This window comes from Psychrobacillus sp. NPDC093200 (assembly GCF_050280345.1).
Taxonomy (GTDB): Bacteria; Bacillota; Bacilli; order Bacillales_A; family Planococcaceae; genus Psychrobacillus; species Psychrobacillus faecigallinarum.
This window is the reverse complement of sequence record NZ_JBNNVC010000001.1, coordinates 917,059-941,187: the sequence shown is the minus strand read 5'-3', so window position 1 is coordinate 941,187 and position 24,129 is coordinate 917,059. Positions and strand designations below refer to the sequence as shown.

The 24,129-nt window shown below is 35.6% G+C and carries 20 protein-coding genes; 2 read left to right on the top strand and 18 right to left on the bottom strand.

Annotated features, from left to right (window positions below; genetic code table 11):
- Positions 1-5: 5 nt before the first annotated feature.
- From ACQKNZ_RS04580 to ACQKNZ_RS04555, 6 genes are all read right to left on the bottom strand, one after another.
- The gene (locus ACQKNZ_RS04580; protein WP_340862753.1) at positions 6-746 is read right to left on the bottom strand and encodes a hypothetical protein; all 741 of its coding nucleotides are present in this window, start codon (positions 744-746) and stop codon (positions 6-8) included.
- Positions 747-823: 77 nt separating this feature from the next.
- Positions 824-1,939, bottom strand: coding sequence for a DegT/DnrJ/EryC1/StrS family aminotransferase (locus ACQKNZ_RS04575; protein WP_144537515.1), 1,116 nt, complete (start codon positions 1,937-1,939; stop codon positions 824-826).
- A 95-nt stretch (positions 1,940-2,034) separates the two neighbouring features.
- Positions 2,035-3,099 carry a glycosyltransferase family 4 protein gene (locus ACQKNZ_RS04570; RefSeq protein WP_144537513.1) on the bottom strand — a complete coding sequence of 355 codons (1,065 nt, stop codon included), beginning with the start codon at positions 3,097-3,099 and terminating at the stop codon, positions 2,035-2,037.
- 220 nt (positions 3,100-3,319) lie between these two features.
- Complete coding sequence (locus ACQKNZ_RS04565) at positions 3,320-3,715, bottom strand: hypothetical protein (RefSeq protein WP_340862752.1); 396 nt, start codon at positions 3,713-3,715, stop codon at positions 3,320-3,322.
- Positions 3,716-3,803: 88 nt separating this feature from the next.
- Positions 3,804-6,305 (bottom strand): phosphodiester glycosidase family protein, encoded by a 2,502-nt coding sequence (locus ACQKNZ_RS04560; RefSeq protein ID WP_427658355.1) that lies wholly within the window; start codon positions 6,303-6,305, stop codon positions 3,804-3,806.
- 17 nt (positions 6,306-6,322) lie between these two features.
- Positions 6,323-8,647 carry a hypothetical protein gene (locus tag ACQKNZ_RS04555; RefSeq protein WP_427658353.1) on the bottom strand — a complete coding sequence of 775 codons (2,325 nt, stop codon included), beginning with the start codon at positions 8,645-8,647 and terminating at the stop codon, positions 6,323-6,325.
- 166 nt (positions 8,648-8,813) lie between these two features.
- Here ACQKNZ_RS04555 and secA point away from each other — a divergent pair, with 166 nt between their 5' ends.
- Positions 8,814-11,180, top strand: a complete 2,367-nt coding sequence (secA, locus tag ACQKNZ_RS04550) for a preprotein translocase subunit SecA (RefSeq protein WP_154311317.1) — start codon at positions 8,814-8,816, stop codon at positions 11,178-11,180.
- A gap of 35 nt (positions 11,181-11,215) precedes the next feature.
- Here secA and ACQKNZ_RS04545 read toward each other — a convergent pair whose 3' ends face one another.
- The gene (locus ACQKNZ_RS04545; protein WP_186318110.1) at positions 11,216-12,037 is read right to left on the bottom strand and encodes an SLAP domain-containing protein; all 822 of its coding nucleotides are present in this window, start codon (positions 12,035-12,037) and stop codon (positions 11,216-11,218) included.
- A 132-nt stretch (positions 12,038-12,169) separates the two neighbouring features.
- Positions 12,170-13,903, bottom strand: a complete 1,734-nt coding sequence (locus ACQKNZ_RS04540; protein ID WP_340862749.1) for a methyl-accepting chemotaxis protein — start codon at positions 13,901-13,903, stop codon at positions 12,170-12,172.
- 293 nt (positions 13,904-14,196) lie between these two features.
- On the opposite strand from ACQKNZ_RS04540, the gene ACQKNZ_RS04535 reads away from it, so the two are divergent.
- Positions 14,197-15,108 carry an LCP family protein gene (locus tag ACQKNZ_RS04535; protein ID WP_427658350.1) on the top strand — a complete coding sequence of 304 codons (912 nt, stop codon included), beginning with the start codon at positions 14,197-14,199 and terminating at the stop codon, positions 15,106-15,108.
- Between the two features lie 113 nt (positions 15,109-15,221).
- On the opposite strand, the gene ACQKNZ_RS04530 is transcribed toward ACQKNZ_RS04535, so the two are convergent.
- The 10 genes from ACQKNZ_RS04530 to ACQKNZ_RS04485 all read right to left on the bottom strand — a co-directional run bounded on the left by ACQKNZ_RS04530 (position 15,222) and on the right by ACQKNZ_RS04485 (position 24,108).
- A complete protein-coding gene (locus ACQKNZ_RS04530) occupies positions 15,222-16,082 on the bottom strand; it encodes a biotin-dependent carboxyltransferase family protein (protein WP_427658348.1) in 861 nt (286 codons plus the stop codon).
- Positions 16,079-16,843 carry a LamB/YcsF family protein gene (locus ACQKNZ_RS04525; RefSeq protein ID WP_144537496.1) on the bottom strand — a complete coding sequence of 255 codons (765 nt, stop codon included), beginning with the start codon at positions 16,841-16,843 and terminating at the stop codon, positions 16,079-16,081. The genes ACQKNZ_RS04530 and ACQKNZ_RS04525 overlap by 4 nt, the downstream gene beginning before the upstream one ends.
- A gap of 2 nt (positions 16,844-16,845) precedes the next feature.
- On the bottom strand, positions 16,846-17,583 hold the full coding sequence (pxpB, locus tag ACQKNZ_RS04520; protein ID WP_144537494.1) for a 5-oxoprolinase subunit PxpB: 738 nt from the start codon (positions 17,581-17,583) through the stop codon (positions 16,846-16,848).
- Positions 17,576-18,187: a pyroglutamyl-peptidase I gene (locus tag ACQKNZ_RS04515; protein WP_144537492.1), complete on the bottom strand. Its 612-nt coding sequence runs from the start codon at positions 18,185-18,187 to the stop codon at positions 17,576-17,578. Before ACQKNZ_RS04515 ends, pxpB begins: the two co-directional genes overlap by 8 nt.
- Positions 18,188-18,314: 127 nt before the next feature.
- Positions 18,315-19,391, bottom strand: coding sequence for a hypothetical protein (locus ACQKNZ_RS04510; protein WP_427658345.1), 1,077 nt, complete (start codon positions 19,389-19,391; stop codon positions 18,315-18,317).
- 46 nt (positions 19,392-19,437) lie between these two features.
- The gene (locus ACQKNZ_RS04505) at positions 19,438-20,592 is read right to left on the bottom strand and encodes an aminotransferase class I/II-fold pyridoxal phosphate-dependent enzyme (RefSeq protein WP_144537488.1); all 1,155 of its coding nucleotides are present in this window, start codon (positions 20,590-20,592) and stop codon (positions 19,438-19,440) included.
- A gap of 23 nt (positions 20,593-20,615) precedes the next feature.
- The gene (locus ACQKNZ_RS04500; RefSeq protein ID WP_151110972.1) at positions 20,616-21,905 is read right to left on the bottom strand and encodes a TRAP transporter large permease; all 1,290 of its coding nucleotides are present in this window, start codon (positions 21,903-21,905) and stop codon (positions 20,616-20,618) included.
- On the bottom strand, positions 21,902-22,396 hold the full coding sequence (locus ACQKNZ_RS04495; protein ID WP_144537484.1) for a TRAP transporter small permease: 495 nt from the start codon (positions 22,394-22,396) through the stop codon (positions 21,902-21,904). Before ACQKNZ_RS04495 ends, ACQKNZ_RS04500 begins: the two co-directional genes overlap by 4 nt.
- A gap of 21 nt (positions 22,397-22,417) precedes the next feature.
- Positions 22,418-23,443: a DctP family TRAP transporter solute-binding subunit gene (locus ACQKNZ_RS04490; protein WP_144537482.1), complete on the bottom strand. Its 1,026-nt coding sequence runs from the start codon at positions 23,441-23,443 to the stop codon at positions 22,418-22,420.
- Complete coding sequence (locus ACQKNZ_RS04485) at positions 23,440-24,108, bottom strand: GntR family transcriptional regulator (RefSeq protein ID WP_151110978.1); 669 nt, start codon at positions 24,106-24,108, stop codon at positions 23,440-23,442. Before ACQKNZ_RS04485 ends, ACQKNZ_RS04490 begins: the two co-directional genes overlap by 4 nt.
- Between the last annotated feature and the right edge of the window lie 21 nt (positions 24,109-24,129).

Here is a 24,129-nt window from a genome sequence, read left to right as displayed (position 1 = left end):
TTTATTTAAGCTCTTTTGCTCTTTCTAGCATCTATAATATACTTCCACATAGATAAAGTAAGAATTGCTAATAAAATCCCTAATATGAATCCTGCTATTGCACCTTCTAATCCATATGTCTTTGTTTTTACAACATAAGTTTCAGCAGCAAGGCTTGGCTTTTCATAAGCAATGATGTCATTTCTAACTCTTTGCTCTGTTGCTAGTGCATTAGTTAAATCCATCTCTGCTGTGGATAACAATGTTGTGAAATTATTAATTACTGTTAGATTATCTGATTCGTTTAATACTTTTCTGTAATCCTCTATAGCAGTTTTTAGAGATTCAATACGTTCTGTTTGTATAGATGCATATTTTTCTGTTCCACCAATGACTTTATCATGTTGCTCCATTAAACCTGCGAGTAATTGATCATTAAATTGCGTTAATTCTTTTGATACTTGTTCTTCATTATCTCCAAAAGTCTCTGTTTTTATGTAACTTCTTGTAGGAACAAAAACTTCTGTCTCACCAGTAAAATGTTCTCCATATTTTGTCATAATATGGTCTGGATTAGTTAAGGCCTCTAGCTTTACCGAGCCGGTAAAGATTGTGCTTTTACCAACATACTTTCCGTCTGATGGCACTAGGAATGATGCTCCGTAACCTATTAAAGCTGCAATGATCGGTATAATAATGAACCAAATCTTTTTCCTCCAGAAAAACTCTAGAGAGTCATATAGACGATACGATTTATTTTCTGACATATCTCTTCTCCTTTAAATACATTCATATAGGTAGTTAAAGGGAAACGCAAAAACGTCTCCCTTTACTTGTTCAATCATTATTTTCCAGAAAAGAATTCAGCAATTTTTTCTACTACATATTTTTGCTGTTCTTCTTTTAGCTCAGGGAACATTGGTAAAGAAAGAGCCTCATTGGCTGCTTTTTCAGCTTTAGGATAATCCCCATTTTTATACCCTAAGCTTTCAAATACCGGTTGTATATGTAGTGGAAGTGGATAGTAAATCATAGTTTCCACACCATTTTCTTTTAAGTAAGCTTGAAGCTCATCTCGACGCTCAGTTAGAATTGTGTACTGATGGAATACATGATGGAAACCTTCTACCTTAACAGGAGTTTTAACATAGTTTCCAACTTTTTCATTCAATAGCTGAGTATAAAAATCCGCATGAGTTCTGCGTAGTTTACTCCAATCTTCTAAATGAGGGAACTTAACGTTCAATACAGCAGCTTGAAGTTCATCAAGTCGGCTGTTGTAACCTAATACACTATGATAGTATTTTGGCTTACTACCGTGTACACGGATTACACGGCACTTTTCAGCGATATCTTCATTATTAGTAACGATCATACCACCGTCACCATATGCCCCAAGGTTTTTCGTTGGGAAGAAACTGTAAGTTGCAGCATCCCCTAACTCTCCAACAGTAAAATCTCCTTGTCGAGCTCCTATTGCTTGTGCGGCATCCTCAATAACAATTAAATTATGCTTGTCCGCTATTTTACGAATACTTACCATATCAGCCATTTGGCCGTATAAATGGACCGGTATAATCGCCTTTGTTTTATCTGTGATATGCTTTTCTATTTCAGCTGGATCTATATTGAAAGAAACAGGGTCAATATCTGCATAAACAGGTGTTGCACCAGCTCTAACGATTGCTCCACCAGTAGCAAAAAAAGTAAATGGAGTTGTAATTACTTCATCTCCAGGTCCTACTCCTGCTGCTTGTAGTGCAATGTGGATTGCATCACTACCATTACCGCAACCAATACCATGCGCCACATGGCTATACTCAGCAATATCTGCTTCTAGTTTTTTTACATTGCTTCCTAGAATAAAGACCGAATTACTCATAACTCCATCTAATGCTTCTAAAACTTCTGTTTTCAGCGATGCATATTGCTCCGATAAATCTAACATTGGTACTTTCATTTTGTTTACACCAACCCTGTATGAATTATTTAATATGTGAAAAGCGTAAACCACTCATAAGTGGCCAAATGAACTTCTAAAGAGTTTTCTAGTGGTTAATTACGCTTATACCCAACAACTTTTTGAAAAACAGAAATAATTGGTCGATATTCCTCATTCACAAGTCCAATTTTCTCTGCAATTATTTCAAATGCAATTAAGATAAATAAAATAATGAAAATCGCCCAGCGTAACGTTAGTGTTTCAAAAGTAATGGCTGATATACTAAATATCAAACCAAAACCATATATTACCAACACGGTATCTCTGTGCGAAAGTCCAAGAGCTAATAACCTATGGTGTAAATGTGATTTATCTGCCATTGAAATAGGCTTCCTGTTAACCAATCGCCGTATTATCGCGAACGAAGTATCAAAAATTGGTACTCCTAAAATCATAATTGGAACTACAAAACTAAAGAGTGTAACACTTTTGTATAGTCCTAAAAGAGACAAAATAGCAATAGCGTACCCTAAAAACATTGAACCCGTATCCCCCATGAAAATTTTCGCAGGGTGGAAATTATGAAATAGAAACCCTAATGTACTTCCAAGTAATATTAAAGAAAGTGTAAGGATTAACATTTTATCTGCAGAAAATGCTAAAAATGCGATACTTGCAAATACAATGGATGAGATTCCAGCTGATAGTCCATCTAATCCATCGATTAAATTTATAGCATTAGTAATTGCTAAAATCCAAAAAAGAGTTACTACATATGAGAAGATACCAAGATCAAATACTCCTAAGAAAGGGATATTTAAAACCTCAATAGTTAGTCCACTACCCATTACTGCACAAGCTGCTAAAATTTGACCTAATAATTTTACTTTGGCGGAGATTTCATGTCTATCATCGATAATACCTAAGACAATAATAATTATAGCCCCAACCATAATTCCAGTAATCTTTGCTTCATACAATCCCGCAACGAAATAACCAACTGTTACTGCTATAAAAATCGCAAGTCCGCCTAAACGAGGCATCACTTTTTGATGTACTTTTCTTTCAGAAGGTTTATCCACAGCCCCTATTTTATGAGCAAGCTTGATTACTAACGGGGTAACTGCGATTGCCGTGGCCATAGATATGATAAAAGCAAGAAGTAATTTTATATCCAAAAATATCATCCTTGTTTTTTTATTTTCATTTATCGCTAGGTTCTACAAAATAGACGAACTAACGACATGAAAGTTTCTTCAATAAATGATTATACTATAAAAATAGCTTTGTAACCAAATTTAATATAAAGAAAGAAAAGACTGACTTTTCGCTTTAGTATGAGCAAAAATCAGTCCTTTCTATTCCAGTAAAAAGTTTTACTTGTTCTCTAGTACTTTATTACGAGAATTCTGGCCAATTAACCTGATAAGTGTCGCCTTCTATCTTTTCAATCGTTCGATACTTAAGTGGAAGCAGTCCTTCCATTTCAGGTTCTTCTAGCAATATCTCTAATGGCAATAGTTTAAAGCTATCATCTTCTTCCATAATCATATAAGCCCCAGCTACTTTCCCATTTTCTTTCAGGTTTATTCTCATAAAGGCAGGAAAGTATAAGTTGTTGCTTGATTGAATAATAGAAGAAACAAGTACTATTCCATTTCCATCTTCTACAATATTTTCTTGTTCTATTTTTTCAAAAACCTTAGCCGCCCAAGCCTGTCTCTTATAGAAACCTATTACTTTCTGGGCACTTTCTTCAGTTTTGTTTTCATTACTTTTTTCTTCCGAAGTCATGTACTTCCCTCCAAGTTAGCAAAAATCGATACTTATTAAATTATCATACCTTAAATTGCTACGCAACAACTACTACTATTTACTCATTTTAATCCTTGTAAATAGCTTGAATGTCATCAATGATAATCTCACCATTTGCTTTCTTAGCATTTTCTGTTTGCATATAACGAACAGGAAGGTCCATTTTTAACGGATAAGAAAGTCCAGCGGGTACCTCAGCAGTAACAAATCTCCAATCAGTCCAAGTTACGTTTTTATCAAAGTCCAATTGTACCGTTTTACCTGTAGCATCTATTACTTGGGACCTTAACCAGTTCCCTTTACCATCTCCTTTAACCCACATACCAACTTTCTTTAAAGGAGTACTAATTGTTAAATTAGTTTTAGCATTAATATATGCACCGGAAGTTCCCGTAGTATTATTAAAATCATAAGTTAGTTTTATAGCTTTCGAGCCATCACGATCATTGGTTACAGATGAGATAGTAACATTATTAGCTCGGTCGTTAGTAGCTTCATAGTTAAATATCCCTTTGTTAAATGATTCTAGAATAGTTGGTGGAACGTCACCTATTATAATAGGAATACTTAACGATTTAGAACCATATTTAACAGTTATAGTACCAATACCATCTTTATTTAGTGCAGTATATTTACCGTTTGCTTGGACTTTACCTACCGAACTAGTCCAAGTAAACGCGCTTGCATCTGTTAATACCGCTTGTCCATTTTTCATACCGCTTACTGACAGCTGTACAGTTTGTCCTTTAGCTACTTGCAGAGAGCTTTCTGAAGCTTTTATACTATCAAGCGTGTTTGTTACTCTTAATTGTATATTAGTAGTTTTTCCTTCATAATTGACTATCCCTGCATAGGTACCAGGTTTTGCATTTACGACCTGCTTCCCATTTGAGTTAGTTAAAATAGAGGATGTTACTTTTCCTGATCCAGAAATTGCTACGGGATTCATAAATTGGTCTATCCCTTTAACAGGTACTGATAAATTAGTATAAGAAGCACCTTGGAACACTTCTACCACATCAGATGCAGGAGCAATTGTTGCGACTGGACCCGTTTTATATGTGCTAACAAATAGAAGAGAATTAGCTACAGAACGTTCGTAGCCATCCGAGGGTTTGTTGGCAACAGTTACTTTATTGTTTCCAAGCTCTCTTACTACTATTGTGGAAGAGCCCCCGCCGTCAAAAGTCATCGCGTAGTTAGCTCCCAGATCTTTCATTAGCTTTGCAGTATTTTGTAATGTAAGTCCTTTACTTCCAGTTGTACGCCCGTCTACTACAGCTGTAAATAGACTTCCGTCTTTTCTGACTCCGACCGCTGTTCTAGGTGCAACTCCCGCAACTTTAATAGTTTGAAGTGCCCCATTTTTAACTAAGTGATATCTTCCACTTACTGATTCTCTAACATCATTCCATTCAGCTGGAGTAAACTTAGTAGCAATTTGAATTTGGTCACCAACAGTTATACCTTGTAAGAAATCACCTGCAAAATGATGTCCAGACAAAATAATCTCATTTGGATTTAAAGCAGCATTTCCAGCGCCGCTTATTATCTCTGTAACTGTACCTACTAGCGTCTCTCCGCCATTGAGCTTCCCTGAGTCAATTTTGACACGAACTTCAGTACCTAACTCATTCGTATTAGTAGTTGGAGCAAAATCTCTTGTATATACTACTAAATGGTTGGCTAACCTTTTTCTATTAACAGAGTTAATTGGATAAGATTTTCCGTTTACAGAAAGGTTCATCGCTACTTGAGGAGCACCAATAATTGCCTTTCCGTTCGATGTAATACCTAGTACTGCTAGATCACTTAATGCTGTTTGTGGTGTCGATACAATTGTTCCATCAATCATCATTAAATCAACAGGCTGGCCTTGCTTATCAAAATAATCTCCATTGACACCTGCTACTACGTGATAAGAATCATTTTGAGGAACACTATTTGCTTGAGAAGAAGTAGTCTCAAACCCGATTATTTGATCTTTAGCAAGCTCTGTCTTCATTTGGATATTGGATGTTTTACCATCATAATCAATGACAAATAACTTTTGAGGACCTACAGCCCCCTCAATATCTATAAGCTTCTTCCTTACTCCAGGAGCTATTTGCGTAATTGCCTGAGCTGCTACCTTTCCAATAGATAGGTTAGGAATAGCTTCCTTGGGAAACAGATTTGATGAAGGATTTCCTACTGAAGGAGTTCCTCCCTGAGCGTTTTCCAATTCTTTTAGCTTTGCTTTAGACGGTGTTTTGTACTCCACATATCCCGCCATTTTTGTTATATACATTCCTCCACCTAGACCGTACTGGCCACCGTATAAATTATCATATCGGTAAACACGATATTGTTCCCCTGGCTTTAGAATTTTCTCAAACACTAGACCATTTGAAGTACGTTTCCATAGGTTGATCGGTTTTACTACTTTAATTTTTCCCACTTGACCTGGAACCATTAAAATACCGTCCCAATATACTTTCGTTGCTTGCGCTTCTACTTGACTTGGTTGGAATAGTGAACTCGTGACAACTGCAAAAACGACAAAAAGGTATAGCAATTTTCGTTTCATTTTAATTTAATTCTCCTTTAATTCTCAGCTTTTTCAGCTTGTTTTCCTCTATTCTTCTCAATCGTATATCTCCAAAGGTTGCTTCCATCGTAGTAATAAAGGTTACCGTTTAAGTCCTGTTCAAGCCCATAAACTCCTTTATCCTTCAACCATTCAACCTGTAAAGTATCTTTAGTAACGCGGAATAGCTTACCTTCCACACTTCCGTAAATGTAGCCATCGACACCTTCTAAGATTTGTGCATTACGGAAACGACCGGATATAAGAGGTAATAATTCAACTGTTTTTACATCTGTCCATTCATCTGTATAATTAAATAGCTTTCCATCTGCCATACCCCAAATTTTATTCTCTTTATCTACTATTAAACTTGTAATCATACTTGCACTAAATGGAAGATGAATGTATTTTTTATCTTCAGGGTTGTATCTATTAAAGTAGAATAGTCTTGCTCCACGAGGATTTATTTGTTGGTTCGCATGAATAGAAGTTCCTCCAAATACTTGTGTACCCCGGCTTACCAATGAAACGATGCTTTGGTTATAAATGTAGTTTTCAAATATCTCCGTTTTATTCGTAGCGGTATCATAGAACACTAATGCCCCACCACCGACGCTTGTATCAGGAAGCGTGCCTAATATTATTTCTTTACCACCGTTGTATGGTGTAACAGCTGTTGAACGTTCTTGTCCATATTCACTCATTCTAATGACTTCTGTTGGATTCCCATTTCCCCATGGATTAGAGCGATCGTATACTAGCAGTCTAGCAAGTGGATACGCACCAATATAGAGCTTGTTGTTAATGTCATACATGGATTCAATTTGACTCACATTTCGGTAAAGTTCTTTATTTCCAGTTTGAACATCATAAACCCCTAGACCTCCGGACATATATCCATTTGCAAAAATCTTTTTCCCATCGGAACTGGATGCTAATGTATATAATTCCACTGGTTGCTCTGGCAAATCAAAAGATTGATGTTTAATTTCACCTGTTTGCGGATTATATTCAAAGATTTGACCTAAGTTATCGACCATCCCTGATAAAATCCATTCTTTCGTTTCCTCTTCAATAGGTGCTTCAATGTTATCTTCTTCAGTCGGATTCCCAATAACCGGAGGTAATGTAGTAGTGATATTAGAATCCACGGTAATTTTACCTGAATTGTTTTTAATTGATGGGTCTGTTACCTTTGGATTTTCAGGTAAGCTATTTTCCTTGGCTTCAACATTTTCATCTTTTGCAGGTTTTGGGCTTGTTATAATGAAATCTAAATTAATCGCTTCAGTTCCCTTAGGTAAAAACAGGCCAAGTTCTGTATGCTCTTTAGTATCAAAATCATACTTTACCAACTGTTGACCTTTTGTATAATACATACCTTCTCCGTTAGGAGATATTGTAGAGACAGTCTTTGAATTCAATTCAAATTCATCAACTATCTTAAGTGTTTTTCTATCAAAAATTACTGCCATATTGGATGGATGCAATCTTGCTATAACATAATCCTCTGTTAGAACTAAATCTTGAGCATACTTCTCTGACATGTACTTAACAGGAAGAAAGCTTGTAAAATTTTTTGTATTTGGCTTTTTAATAAGTAAGTCCATAGGAGAGCCAATAGAAACATACACTTCATCATTTTCTTCATCTGCTACAATAGCTTTTACAAATTCTTTGCGTTTACGAATTTGTCCGAACTCTTCAATCTCTTTTGTTTCCGTATCGAAAGCTACCAATGATCCTCCGTATGCAGAGCCTGCATATACTTTTTTACCAGATACAATTAAATCCTGAATAGAAGTGTCGCTTTTGTTTGAAAAAATAGCTCCATGTTTTTCAAATACTTCCTCATTAGGATCATAGCTATAAAGCACACTAGAAACAGATCCACCAATCCAAAGCTTACCGTTTTCATCCACATCTAATCCCCATGCACTTTTTGAATCTTCTAACGTAAACGTATGTAAGATTTCCTTTGACTTATAGTCAACAACAACTAGAGCCGCTGGAGAGCCATGCATGATGTAATAAATAAAATAGTCGCCCTCACTATTTGGTGCGATTTTGGCAGATACAGCAGAAGATTTAAAAATCATAGGCCCTAAATTTTCATAGCCTTCTTCAATAACTTCTTCCACAGGTTTTTCTTCAATGATATCGTCCAACCATTCTTCTGAGTTATCTACCTCAACAGTTTCCTCTATTGGCTCTTCTCTTACTAAACTTTCTATCTCTTTAACTTGTTCAGCACTTGTCTCTTTTACAATATTTTCAGCATAGACATTACTCATTGGCGAAGCTAACATAACAGCAATCATCGTCAAACTAATTTTTTTCAACATTCTAACCCCTTTCATAACTATTCTAACTTTAACATGATTTGGTAACTTTTAAAATATAATCATGTAACTAAAATGTAATGTTAGCAATATATATAGCAAATGCTACCACTAATGTTTCATGATATAATAATACTGGAAATAAAAGATAGGAGATTAGACATATATGCTAGAATCTATTAAGAAAATGATTTCAGGAGAAATTATAGAGTTAAAACAGCTGAATAAGATTGTAAATAAAATAAATTCCTTAGAGGAAACTTTTGCTCAAAAAAGTGATACAGAACTTAAAGCATATACTGATAAATTCCGAGAGCAATTAAATAATGGAATATCTCCTGAGGAACTAATTATTGAAGCCTTTGCTGTAGTGCGTGAAGCTTCTAAGAGAGTATTAGGAATGAGACACTATGAGTCTCAGTTAATGGGAGGCGCTGTCTTAACTCAGTCGCAAATTGCACAAATGCAAACAGGTGAAGGTAAGACTTTAGTAGCCACTCTACCTGCTTATGTAATGGCTGCTTATGGTAAAGGTACTCATATTATTACTGCCAACGAATATTTGGCTACACGGGACTATGAGCAAATGAAACCACTCTTTGAATTTCTAGGTCTTACAGTAGGGTTAAATGTAGCAGGCTTAGAAAGTGATGAAAAACAAGCTGCTTATAATAGCGATATCACTTACGGAACAGGAACAGAATTTGGTTTTGATTATTTAAGAGATCATATGATTCAAAGTAAAGACCAGCTAGTTCAACGACCACTTTTCTATGCATTAATAGATGAGGTAGATAGCATCTTAATCGATGAGGCAAGAACTCCGTTGATTATTGCCGGCAAATCAAATGCAAGTTTAAACCTTTTTCCAATAATGCATATGGTGATCGACACTTTCGAGGATAAAAAGGAATATGATTATTATCCAGAAACAAAACAAATTGTCCTATTAGATAAAGGGGCAGATAAACTAGAAGCAGCATTTGGAATAAAAAATGTCTATGATAGTGAACATCGTGAGTTCATGCACATCGCTATGCAATCACTTCGAGCAAAAGTGATAATGCGCAAAGACGTAGATTATATTGTAAAGGATGACAAAATTCAGATTGTTGATCCGTACACAGGTCGCATAATGGAGGGCAGAACTTATAGTGATGGTTTACATCAAGCTATAGAAGCTAAAGAGAAGGTTTCCATTAAAGAAGAAAACAACACCCAAGCATCTATTACTATTCAACATTATTTTAGACTATATCAACATGTTTCTGGAATGACAGGTAGTGCTGTTCCTTCGAAAGAGGAGTTTTGGGAAACTTATAGCTTAAGAGTAACGGAAATTCCTACAAATAAGCCTAACAAAAGAATTGACATGGATACTCTAGTGTATTTAACGCATGAAGATAAAACCAAGAGAATTGTGGAAGAAACAAAAAAACTTCACGAGACTGGTAGACCAGTTTTGATTGGTACAACTTCAATCGAACAATCAGAATTGCTCTCTTTACGTCTGAAAGAAGCTGGTCTTGAACACAACATTTTAAATGCTAAAACTGAAGAAGATGAAGCCGCTATCATTTCAAATGCTGGTCAGATGCATAAAATCATGCTCGCTACAAACATGGCTGGTCGAGGAACTGATATTCTACTTGGTGATGGAGTTGCAGAACTTGGGGGCTTACACATTATCGGAACCGAGCTACACAGCAGTGCTCGTATAGATATGCAACTGAGGGGGCGTAGTGGTCGCCAAGGAGATCCTGGTAGTACGCAATTTATTGTATCTTTAGAGGATGAGCTATTTTATTATTATGACGAAGAAGAGTTTGCTAGGTATAAAAACAAAGTAAAAACAGACGAAACGGGCCTTATTGTTTCACCAAATCCAACAAAATTTGTTTATAATGTTCAAAAGGTTATTGAAGGCATTCATTTTTCAAGCCGCTCCCACCTTTTAAAACTAGATGAAATAAATAATGACCAGCAAAAAGTTATTTATAGCTATCGGGAAAGAGCACTTCATGTTGAGAACATGAAGCATTTAATTGAAAAAGCACTTCAAGAACGTTACTTTGGCTTTGTACAAGAGATTCCTGAATTAAACTCAGAAGAGTCCACTTCGTCAATCCTTAATGAAATTATGGATGAAGTAAGAATAATGACAATGCTGACTACAAAAGATGATAGTAAATTTACAGTGTTAGACCCTGAAAACAAAGAACAACTAACAAAAGCATTGGAGTCAGTATACAATCAATCTTTTGAAACACTCGAAAGTATAGATTCAAAAGACGAAAGTTGGAATGATATTCAAGCCATTTATATTGAAACCTTGGATCGTTACTGGATTACCCATTTAGATAACTTACATCATTTAAGAGAAGGAATTTCCATCAGAGGATATGCGCAAGAAGATCCTTATCGATTATATTCATTTGATGCTTTGGATCTTTTCAATAAAATGATTAACTCCTTCTTCCGTGATGTCATTCGTTATTACCTACAAGTACAAGTAACAAAGGATATGGAATAAAAAACAGTCTAGAGGATTTCCTCTAGACTGTTTTTTTATAGTGTTTGTGGAACCATTTCAATTTTCCATGAACTAAAATCAGGATTCTCTTTTTGGAAAACTTCTTTTGAAAAGGAAAGGCTAATTGGTCTTGCCTGTTTAGATGCGATTTGAAATTCCCCAATTGGGAAACCAAGCTTACAAACTATAGCTCCTGTAGCATCAAACAATTGTATAGGCAGATTTTCTATAGTTAATGATTGAGAAAAAGCATTTCGTATAATGATAAATATATTAACAGCTTGTTCAGATTCTTCGAAATGGAACCCTACTATAGAAATCTCATTTACTTTAATAGGCTCTAGACTTGATACTAAATTTTTAACATATCCTTGTTGATCTACTGTAAGGCCGTTAGACCAGTTTTCATCTAAATATAATTCAAAGTCACTTATAACTTTTTCATAATATTCAAATGCCATTTCAAAGTCCATCTCGTTTTCAATTTCATCAAGCGGCACTAATAGATCAGCCTCTTCAAATAAGAACTTCCATGGTCTCGCAGTACATGGTTCTAATTCTCCGAATAAAGCCATATCAAATTGCTTTTTAGCAAGCTCTTTACCATCCTTATTTTTTACTAGTAGGACGACTTGTTCTAACAATAACTTTTTAGGAAGGGAGTGTCTTAAAATTGCTGTAACGACTATACTTGATTCTACTTTATATAGCTTTACTCCATGTACATGTAATTGGTTAGCTTCTAAATCCTCTAATTGTTGATGAAAAAATTGGAAAATATACTTATCCTGTGTTGAAATGTCCCAGTCATTTGAGAAATTAATTTCTGTTTTATATTTTTGGGGTGAATTTGACATCATTTAAAACTCCTCTATTTAATAAAAATATGTATCTATTATAACATAGAAAGAAGATAAACCATATTTTGCATATTCTATTATAGGAGTTCGAATGTTCCATTAGTTATGAAGTTATAACTATCAAATATTTCATTCAAATCTCGATACCAAGTCATGCATGTTTTCTGCCTCATCTTGAAGTTGAAGAGCTGAATTCATAATAGAAGCAATTGCATTACTTTGTTCTTCTATAGAAGCATTCATCTGCTCAGTGGCAGCTGCAGATTCCTCTGCAACTGCAGCAATATTAGAAATTGCTCCGACAACTACTTCTCTATTAGAGTACATTTTATTCATTAAATCGTTTAAATAAATAAGCCCTTCCTTTATTCGTTGGATTGAATTAGATAGTTCGAGGTAGGCCTGTTTTGTATATCCTACTGAAATAATTTGTTCATTTGAGATAAATTGGGTTTCTCTCATTTTTTCTTCTGCCGAATGTGTATCCTGTTCAATTTGTTTTAAGAGACTGCCTACACTGTTCGTAGCAACTTGGGTACCTTCTGAAAGCTTTCTAACTTCCTCTGCCACCACCGCGAAACCCTTGCCATGCTCTCCTGCCCTAGCAGCCTCTATACTAGCATTTAAAGCAAGTAGATTAGTTTGAGCAGAAATATCATTTATCGTTTGAACAATTTGCCCTATTTCTCCCATCCGACTAGTAAGCTGAGTAAAGTTCGACTGAAGCACATCCATAACGATTTGAAATCTATCGGTATTGTTAGTCAAAATATTTATGTTAGATACGGCATTCTCTTGCACGTTCGTCATTTGGCTAACACCATCTATAATCTCTTTATATTGCTCAAGCGTTTTTTCTATCACAGCAGAAAGGTCATTTACTTTGCCAGAAGCAACTTCCGCATCTTCCGCTTGTATAACTGCCCCCTTAGAGATTTCTGTGATGACATGAGAAATTTCACTAGTTGCTGCAGTTGTTTCTTCCGTCACCGCACTAAGTGCTTCAGAGGAATCTCTCATATGCTCTAATGATATTTTTGTTTGACTTACCATTTCCTCTAGACTCTTTTTCATGTTATTTACATTTATAGCTAGCTGACCTAGCTCGTCCTTTGTTTCTATAGGAATAACGTTTCCGCTAAGCTTTCCGCCCGCTATATCCGAGGTTGTAACCATAATCTTCTTTATATAAGAGGTCATTTTTCCCGCAAAGAACCAGAAGAGCCCAATTCCCAATAAAAGAGATATAATAATAGTGACAATGGTAGTAAGTAAAATGGTGTTTGCACCTTTATTAAATTCCATTTCATACGTGCCAGCAACAACCACCCAACCCCAGTTAGGTTCTAATATGCTGTATGTAATTTTAGGCTCCACTTGCTCTTGGTCACTAGGGAGTGGCCATTTATAAGAAACGAACCCCCCACCATTTTTTGCTTTTTCTATTACATCTCTTATAAAATACTTACCATCTTCGGATTGATTATTATATAAATTTTCTCCTTCCATGCTAGGGTGCACCAATAATGTACCTTTCTCGTCCATTACATAATAATAGAAGTTGTCCCCAAAGGTTGCCGGATTAGTGATCGATCGTTTGTCGTCTTCATTTAAAGGGCCTATGATTTTATCGGCCGCTCGGCCCTGTGCCTCTTCTAAAGTTAAATTACCTTTTTCTACCTCTTTGCTTAACTCATCAATTAAATCCAAAATTGCGTAGGTACCATTTTGAATTCCTAATTTGCCTAATTCATCTAATTCGTTTTTTGCCAATAAATAATTGTTTAGACCTACCATTAGTAAAGGTATTGATATCACGATTGAAGCTAGGACTAAAAGTTTACTTCTCACAGACCCCTTCATATAATTACACCCCTTTCACGAATAATTATACCTATATTCAATCGAACACCCTGTGATAATTATCACAAAATTACATTAAACAACTATTTTTTAATCATTTTATGAATCGGTGCTGATGGAGAATGCAGAAGAATCTAAATCAAATATTCAATAAAAATCTATCTATATATTGAAATATTCAATTTACTAGCTCAAGCATAAAAAATACTTTTCTAACAGGACATATATTACTACTACTTACTTCAATAAATTCATACAAATACATAAGAATATGTTATTTAAGGAGACTTTTTATGTCTAAAAAGAATATCATCCTGTTAGTTCTATTATTTTTCTTTTGTATTTTTATAGGTTTATTTTTTTATGCCCAAAATGTATATAGTGACGTTACGACCACTCTTCAAGAAATACATGAGCCAGAGCTAAGAAAAGTTTCTGTATTAAGAAAAGATGAGATTGTGTTACAGAAGAAAATCCCTTTTTCCTTATTAATCTTAGGCGTGGATAAAAGAGAAGGAGATAAAGGACGTTCTGATACAATTCTCTTCCTAACAGTGAACCCTACTAGCGAATCCATTAAAATGGTTAGCATTCCTCGCGATACTTATACAGAGATCATCGGAAAAGAAATTCAAGACAAAATCAATCATGCCTATGCATTCGGGGGCATAGAAATGTCTGTAAATACAGTTGAAAATCTACTAAATGTTCCAATTGACTATGTGATTCAAATAGATATGGAAGGATTTAAGGACATTGTGGATTTTATAGGTGGCGTGACAGTTAACAATGACAGGAGCTTCCAGGTGAATGATACTATCTTCAAAGAAGGAGAAATTAGCTTACACGGAGATCAGGCTTTAGATTATGTACAAATGCGTAAGGATGATCCACGGGGAGATTTTGGAAGGCAATTACGTCAAAAACAAGTAATTCAATCCCTACTAAAAAAGGGAGCCAACTTTAACATACTCTTAAAGCATAATGAGCTCCTCTATATTATCGAAGAAAATATACAAACCAATATGACCTTCGAGCAGATGCTAAATATACAAAAGGAATATAAAAAAAGCATAAATACGATTGAATCTTTATCCTTTGAGGACGGTGTCGGAGAGTTAAAGAATGGTATTTGGTATTATATGATGAACGAGGATGAATTAAATGATATTTCCAGGGAAATGAACGAGCATTTAAAAATGTAGTGAAAGCTCTGTAGAAGCGCAAATATTATCTTTTACAAACCAGCTATAAATATCATTTTTTAGAACTGTCATAAAATACGGTAACTCTATACTCGTAAATTATGACAGTTTAGTTATATAATCCATTGAAAATGTATTATACCACCAATTTTCAACTGAGAAACCTTCCACAAATCCTCCTCAGCTATCTTTCCTATTGTTGCGTATCCGCCAACTGTCTGTGCATCTGCCATTAAAATAACAGGCTGACCATTATTAGAGACTTGGATAGTACCAAACTGTGTAGCCTCGGATAAGATGTCTCCATTTGAAACAAATTCCAGCTCTGGGCCCTCTATGTAGTACCCCATTCGATCACCAGCTTTATAAATGTATGCCGAGTCCAAAAAAGTCTCGATACTTTTTGGTTTAAACAAAGACAAATGGGGGCTTTTCCATACATTTACAGTAACTTCTTTTTCATAATTAGGAATAAAAGATGGTATTAAACCAGTTTGCACTTTACTATAAGGGATATCTGGGACAAACAAGATCGTTCCTGGCTTCAACAAACCCCCTATGTCAGCTCGTGGATATGCAGATTTACTGTTCATGACTGTGTCAGCACAAAACCCTCCTACTGGTATTATATATGCAATACTTCCACCCCTTGGTCCTTTAAAAGTTAAGACTTGTCCCTTAAAGACACTAAAAGACTTCCATAAAGTTATGGGCTTTCCATCTAAAGCAGCTTCGAGGTCTGCTCCACAGATGACTATTTTATGAGTATCTAATACTTCTAGAGAAATTCCTCCTAAAAATATTTCTAAAGTAAGGGAATTTGGAGAATTATTCATTATTTTATTACCTATTTGAAAAGCAAACTTGTCCATCGCCCCCGCCACTGGCATACCAAATTTTCGATACCCTGTTCTTCCTAAATCTTGATAGGAGGCGTATACCCCCTCTTTTATTACTTTAAATAGTGCTTTCACTTACTCAACTCCACAGGTGCAACCTTTACATTATTTTCCTCTAGCACCATTCTCACTTTCTTAACTATAGACGAGACATTTTTTCCATCACCATGAAAGCACAAAGTATCGGCATGAATACTTATTATATTACCTGTCTTGGTCCTTACTTCATTTCCTTTTACAATTCGTAATGCTTGATTGACAACATCCTCCACAGTAGCTAACACAGCATTTGGTTCAGTTCGACTAACGAGATAACCTTCTTCATCATAAAGTCGATCAGCAAAAGCCTCTTGGGCAGTTTGAAGTCCAAGATCTTTCCCAGCGACTATTATTTCACTGTTACTTAAGCCAAATAGAATCGCATTCGGTTCTATATCATAGACTGCTCGAGCTACCGCTCTAGCAATAGAACTATTTATAGCTGCCATATTATATAGTGCTCCATGAGGTTTTATATGAGCAAGCTGTACATTATGAATCTGACAAAAAGCCTTTAACGCCCCTATTTGATAAATGATCATTTCATAAATTTCATTTGGAGACATATTCATATTTCTACGTCCAAATCCTTGTTTATCAGGAAAACCAGGATGAGCACCAATAGATAAATTATTTTTCTTTGCCCCTTGAACTGTACTGTTCATTACCGTGAAATCTCCAGCATGAAATCCGCAAGCAATATTTGCAGATGTAATGACTTTAAATAATTCTTCATCCTCTCCTACCTTAAAGCTACCAAAGCTTTCTCCAACATCAGCATTTATGTCAATCCTCATGGTCACAGCTCCTCTACAAAACGATAAATTGCCTCTGGATCCTTTTCCAATTCGATTTCTAACTCTTTGTAGTCATTCAAAGAAATAGGATAAAATTGAAGAAGGTCTCTTGCTTTCAATAAAAATGGTGATTTTCGATTAACCGAATATATTTCCAAAGGGGTCCTACCAATTATATTCCACCCTCCTGGGGAGTCGATTGGATATATACCTGTTTGACTTCCACCAATTCCAACAGATCCTTTTGGTACAAAAGCTCTGGGTTTATCTAAACGTGATACGCAAATATCTTTATTTAAATCACCCAAATAAGGAAAACCAGGCAAGAATCCAACCATATAAACGGTGTATAAAGTTTGCGTATGAAGTTTAATAATCTCTTCTTTAGATAATTTATTAATAGAAGTTACTCTATCTATATCAATTGAAAATGACTCTTCATAACAAACCGGAATATGTACTAATATAGTCGATTTGTTTTTATCCATTTGCTTTTGTTGTTGCCATTTTATTAGTAATTCCTCTATATTTGCCTTCTCTAAAGTAGACGAAGTGTAGAAAAAAACAGTAACCGTATGGTAGCTTGGTACGATTTCTTCTATATAATGACTCCATTCCAAAGAAATCATTTCGGCAAAGGAATGTACGTTATTTAGTATTTCGTGACTAATAGCCTCCTGGAAACTAAAACGCAGGGTTCTCTCACCTGTTCTAAAGAACTTAGGCTTATCTCTATTCATTAGAATCTAAAACACTTATACAAGTGATAACACTATTTTTTAAATCTTCATGAGACCAGCTTGGAACTTTACCATGCTCAATAGCCAGTTCATGAGAGGCTGGGATATGAATAAACCCTGATATTATAGAACTATTAGTCGTATTCACGTAATGTAATGCTTCATACATCACATTATTACAAAGATAAGTGCCAGCGGTATTAGAAATTTCTGAAGGAAAACCATTTTCTATTAGCTTATCAACCATTTTGCGAATTGGTAGCGTGGAATAGTAACCTGGCTCTCCCTCTGGTTGAATAGGTTCATCAATTGGTCTATTTCCTACATTGTCTGCATCTCCATCTTTAACATTAATAGCAATTCTCTCCGGTGTGACTTTATATCTGCCAGCTGCTAAGCCCAATGAAATGTGGACATTTGGCTTTTCATCCTCCAATAATTGAAGTAATTGTTGCCCAGACAAAAGAAAGTCTACCGTTAGGATTCTACTAACCACTTTATAACCATTGATTTCTAAACCATCCAATTCATCTACAATTTTCATAGTTGGATTCACTGTATAATTTAAAAACGGTTCAAATCCTGTTAAAAGAAGTTTCTTCATTTATTTTCCTCCTCGAAAGCAATTATAAAGTTATTAGAATTTTCTATATTAATAATTCTAACATTCTTTCAAACAAAAAATAACAACCAACAAGTTTATAGCCCATTGGTTGTTAGAAATTCATATATTAGTAAGGAGTAAAAATATCCACAATTCTCCATTCCATACTTTCTTTTTTCAGTAAGTATACATTTAGAATAGATTCTTTCTGATTCCCAGTTGTCGCCAAGTCCTCCACTTCAACATAGGCATAATCACTAATGATTGTATAGACATATGCATTTAACAATTCGAATTTTGTATCATTTTCATTGAAAGAGCCTTGAATATCTTCTTTCAAATATTGATAGTCCGGAAATTCCTCACTATACAATGCAAAAACTCCAGCTATATCCTTTTTATTTATTAGCTGATTCATATGTTCAAAATAAGCTGTTAATTCTTTTTCTTGAGAAAGAAAATTAGAGTCTTTTCGAATTATCTTGCTGTATTCATCAAATAATTGATAATACATAGAATCATCTTTTAGCGCTTCTAAACTTAAAAACAACTGATTTAAAATAGAATCCTTTTCCTGTTGTTTTGCTTTCTTTTGAATCGCCTGATCCAGGTCATTGATTAAGCCTGTAGCTGTTTTCGCAGATTTTACATTAAGTAGCATCTGTTCGGCAGGCGACTTATATTTAGTAATAAAAGCTTCACGCGTAGACTTGCCGTATACTTTATAGAGAAGCTTTCCTTGTTTTTTAATCTCCTCAGACAAGGCACGATAAGCTGTTTCCGTAAGTTTAGAGCTTGGGTCCTTCCTGTACTCTAGTTCCAGGGTATCTGATAGTTTCTGAATTTTATTTCCAGACGTGATTGCATCCACGTATCCCATGGAACGCTTATAATGGCTCCCTACCGTTTCCTCTAACCTTTTTTCTAGTTCAGCTCTTTTTGCAGAGTCATTGATCGATGCAATTTCTTTTTGTGCCGCTAGGTAAGCTGATTTAGTCGAATTAAAAACCCTCATATCTGGAGTTTTAATAGAGTTAGTATGCTCGTAGGAAATTTGCCATTTTAGAGCCGTCGCTTCTTTCTGCGCTCTCTGAACAAGTGTTTCCGCTTTTGTTAGAGAAGCCGCATGTACATTAGCCACTGGAGTAAAAAGAGCACTACTAAAAATACCAATTGCAAGTGAATACGAAATAATTTTTTTCATTGTATTCTCCATTTCGTCATGTAATAGAAATCTTTGGGACTATTAATTATAGTTTTTCTATAAAACGTTCTAAACGATTTAAACCCTCTTCTAAAACTGCCATGGAATAAGCGTAGGAAATTCTAATATATCCTTCTCCATATGGAGTAAATGTACTACCCGGAACAACAGCAACACCGCCTTCATGTAGCAACTTAGTAGCAAAATCAAATGACTTTATGCCAAATGCTTCTATAGAAGGGAATATATAAAATGCTCCGTTAGGCTTAATGACAGGTAGGCCCATTTCTAACAAACGATTATATACATAATCACGTCTTGTTACATACTCTACATTCATCGCACTTGGGATATCTTTCGAATTCGTTAATGCCTCTAACGCACCATACTGTGATGGCAAGGAAGCGCAAATTGAATTGTATAAATGTACTTTAAGCACATGCTCCATAATTTTTTCAGGACCTAATATAAATCCAATTCTCCAGCCTGTCATTGAATGGGATTTTGAAACACCGTGGATATAAAATAATTTCTCTCTTAGCACCGGATATGAAGCAAAGGAAACATGCTCTCCTAAAAAGGTATTTTCACTATAAATCTCATCAGAGACAATATAAACTTCCTTATCCTTCAGCATTTCAACTAGGTCATCCATTACGTTCTTTTCAATGACCATGCCCGTAGGATTTGATGGATTATTAAACAAAATAGCTTTTGTTTTATCGGTTATAAGTTTTTCCAGTGCATCGGCTGATGGTTGAAGACCAGTGTTTGTCGTATCTAGATAAATAATCTTAGCTCCACAAAATTTAATGACAGGTTCATAGCCGGAATAGATAGGAGCTGGCAATATAACTTCATCGCCCTCTTCCAAAATTGTTCGAAATACTGTGTCGATGGCTTCACTGGCCCCGTTCGTAATGACAATTTCCTTAGCAGGATTGTAGGAGAAACCATATTTGTCTGTAAAAAAATTATTAACTGCTTCTCGTAATTCTATTAATCCAGCATTATGAGAATATCCAGTTAAATTATTTTGAATAGCATTTATTCCAGCATCCTTTACTGCCTGTGGAGTTGGAAAATCTGGTTGTCCTATTGTAAGATTAATAGCATTTGGGAAGTTAACGAGCTGATTAGAAAACTGACGAATGCCAGGTTGTTCAAGTGCTCTTGCACGTGGATTAATGTTTAAAGACATATCTATTTATCCTTCTTTCACAATTATTTATTGCCTAGAATGCTTGGAAGCCATAAAGATAGACTCGGTAAGAAAGTAATTAGGATTAAGCAAACGATCATGCTGAATAAAAACGGAATGACAGCCATTACTATTTTTTCAAACTTTACATTACCTACACTAGAAGCTACAAACAAGTTTACACCAAGTGGTGGTGTGATAAAACCAATCGCTAAGTTGGTAACTAATATTACCCCAAAATGAATAGGGTCGACACCAACGGCAATAACAATTGGCAAAAGGATCGGTGTTAGGATGACTAATGCAGATATTGTATCGATAAACATTCCTACTATTAATAGTATGATGTTAATAGCTATTAAAATGACAATTGGATTGGTAGATAATTCAGTCAAGAAAGAAGAAATATCATTGGGTACCTGTTCTAAAGTCATAAAATACGCAAAAGATACTGAAAGTCCAATAATAATCATCGTAGTAGCATTAATGACGACCGCTTCACGAAAGCATTCAAAAACGGATTTCCAAGTAAGCTCCTTGTACACGAACAATCCAATAATTAATGCATAGACGACTGCTACTACTGCAGCTTCTGTAGGAGAGAAAAAGCCCCCGTAAATCCCACCCAAAATAATTATAGGTATTAGCAATGCCCATTTTGCATCGTATGTAGCTTTTAATACATCCTTAAATGAAAAGCTTGCGTTGTCCTCTGACTTATAGCCACGTTTTTTAGCAATAAAATAAGCAGTGATCATAAGACCAATACCGATAATAATACCAGGTAATATTCCTGCAAGGAACATACTTCCTACGGACACACTCCCAATTACTCCATAAAGAACAAAAGGAATACTTGGTGGAATAATCACACCTATGGATCCTGCAGAAGCGGAAACAGCAGCCGCAAATCCACCATCATATTTCTTTTTTTTCATTTCAGGAATCATAAAACCACCAATTGCTGCTACCGTTGCAGGTCCTGATCCTGATATAGCTGCAAAAAACATAGATGCCACTATAGTTACTAAAGATAACCCTCCAACAATCCAACCTACTAAGGCTGCAGCCATATCCAATAACCTTTTAGAGACTCCTCCTTTACTCATCAGAACCCCTGCTAACATGAAAAAAGGGATTGCCAATAGGGGGAAAGAATCCAAAGATGTAAATGCTTTTTGAGCTATAATGCCGAGTGGAAGGTTCGAACCAAAATAAATAGCGACTAAAGCAGAAACCCCTAACGAAATTGCAATAGGAACGCCAATCAATAGGCAAATAAACAAAGTACCAAACAAAAGAGCTACCGTCATAGTATGATCTCCTCTTCTTCAGGTTTTTCATAATTGCCGCGTATGACTTCTTTTATTTGAATCACTAATCGGATTGCCATTCCAATTCCACCAAGTGGTATAGCCAAATAAGGAATCCAAATAGGAATTTGCATAGCGGGTGCCAGTTGACCATGATTAATGCTACTCAGAACAAGTTCTGTACCAAATACCGCCAAAAATAGTGCCATTGCAAACCAAATCAGGATAGATAATATTTCTAGTACTTGGCGAAACACCCCGTGGAAGCGAGTAATAAACGCTTCCACTCTAATGTGCTGTCTTAATTTGACCGCATAGCTTGCGCCAATCCAAACTTGGAAAATATGAATATATCTTGCCATTTCCTCTGTCCAGCTTGGTGCTGAGGAGAAGACATATCTGCCTATTACTTGACCAAAAATTAGTGCAACCATTAAAACTAGGGAGAAGACTAGCAATATCTCTTCGAACTTGGCAAATTTCTTTAGCATATACATTTCACCCCTGCTCCATTATTGTTTGTTTGCTTCCTCTGCCATATGGACAAGATCCTCTCCTATTTCAGTTACGTATTTGTCATAAACGGATTGAGTTGCATCTTTGAATTCTTTGCGTTGCTCTTCAGTCAGTTCATTGACTTTCATTCCTTCTTCTTGTAATTTTTTTAGGAATTCTACATCTTGTTTTTGTGCAATTTCTCGTTGTTCTGTTCTGTATTCCTCAGAAGCAGTTTGTACTAGCTCCTGCAAGTCATCAGGTAAGCTATTATAGAAATCATTGTTCATCAACAAAATAGTTGCAGCGTAAACATGACTAGTAAGAGTTAGATAATCCTGAACCTCATAAAATTTGTTAGTATAATACAAAGAAATTGGAGACTCCATTGCTTCGTATGTATTTTGTTGAAGTGCTGTGTATAATTCGCCAAAAGCAAATGGAGAGGCATTTGCCCCAAAGGCCTTAAAGGTATCCGTATGTACGGGGTTTTCAAGCGTTCGATATTTCAACCCCTTCAGATTTGCTATACCTTCAATTGGACCTTTGTTATTAGACATATGACGAAAGCCGTTCTCAGCGAAAACCAATCCCTTCATATCATTACTCTCTAATTCCGCAAGCAACTTATCCCCTAAATCTCCATCAAGCGCTCTATATGCTGCCTCATGATCATTAAACAAAAATGGCAAATCAAAAACCATGAACTTTTTATTGAAAGATGCCAATGGTGCTACTGCTGGAATAGTCATTTCGATGTTACCTAACTGAACAGCTTCAATAGCCTCTCTGTCTGAAGGGTATAGCTGTCCATTTGGAAATAACTCTACTTTTAAACGTCCATCAGATTCTTCTTCTAGCTTTTCCTTAAATGTTTTGGCTGCTAAATGTGTGGACTGCTCTTCGGACACCAAATATGCAAGATTAATAGTATATTGATCTTGTTCTTCCCCCGAGCTAGATGTTGATGTATTGGTGGATGGTCTTCCACATGCACTTAACGTAATTAATGTAATAATTAGTAATGTGAATAATTTCTTCATTTCTTATCCTCCTCATTAAAATATGATAAAAATCTTCTTTCTACATTATCTAGATGACGAGTCATAAGTTGTTTGGCTAAATCGTTATGATGTATTCGAAGCGCTTTTAAAATTTCTTCATGCTCATAATAGGCTTCCTCTGCACTGACCTCTAACGTGTTGGAGAGTATTAAAAAAGCACGATTACTTCCAGCATTGGCTTCATTTATCAGCTCACTCAATTTGCGATTGGCTCCTATACTTCCGATTAGCAAATGAAATTGTTGGTCTAAGTCAATAAATGTATTGTAGCTTTCGTTTTTAATCGATGCTAATTGCTCCACTAGGTTATCCTGTAAGGCGCACAGTATCTCCTCAGAGATTTGATGGGCATGTTTGTCGATGTTGTAGATTTCTAAAAGCCTTCGTATCTCCATATAATGGAGTCCGTCCTCTTTCTTAAAAGTTGCTACAGTTGCTGGTTTAGACTTATTTAACTGTACAAGACCCTCGACTGCTAGCCTTTTTATAGCTTCACGTATTGGAGTTCTGCTAATCCCTAAATCTACCGCTAACTTTTCTTCTGGTAATTCTTCCTGCTGGGGAAGTTTGCCCGTAATAATTGCATCCTTTAAAGCCTTAAAAGCTTGATCAGCAAGAGATTCTTTTGGAAATAGCTTTTTCACAAAGAGCATTCTCCTTTCTGT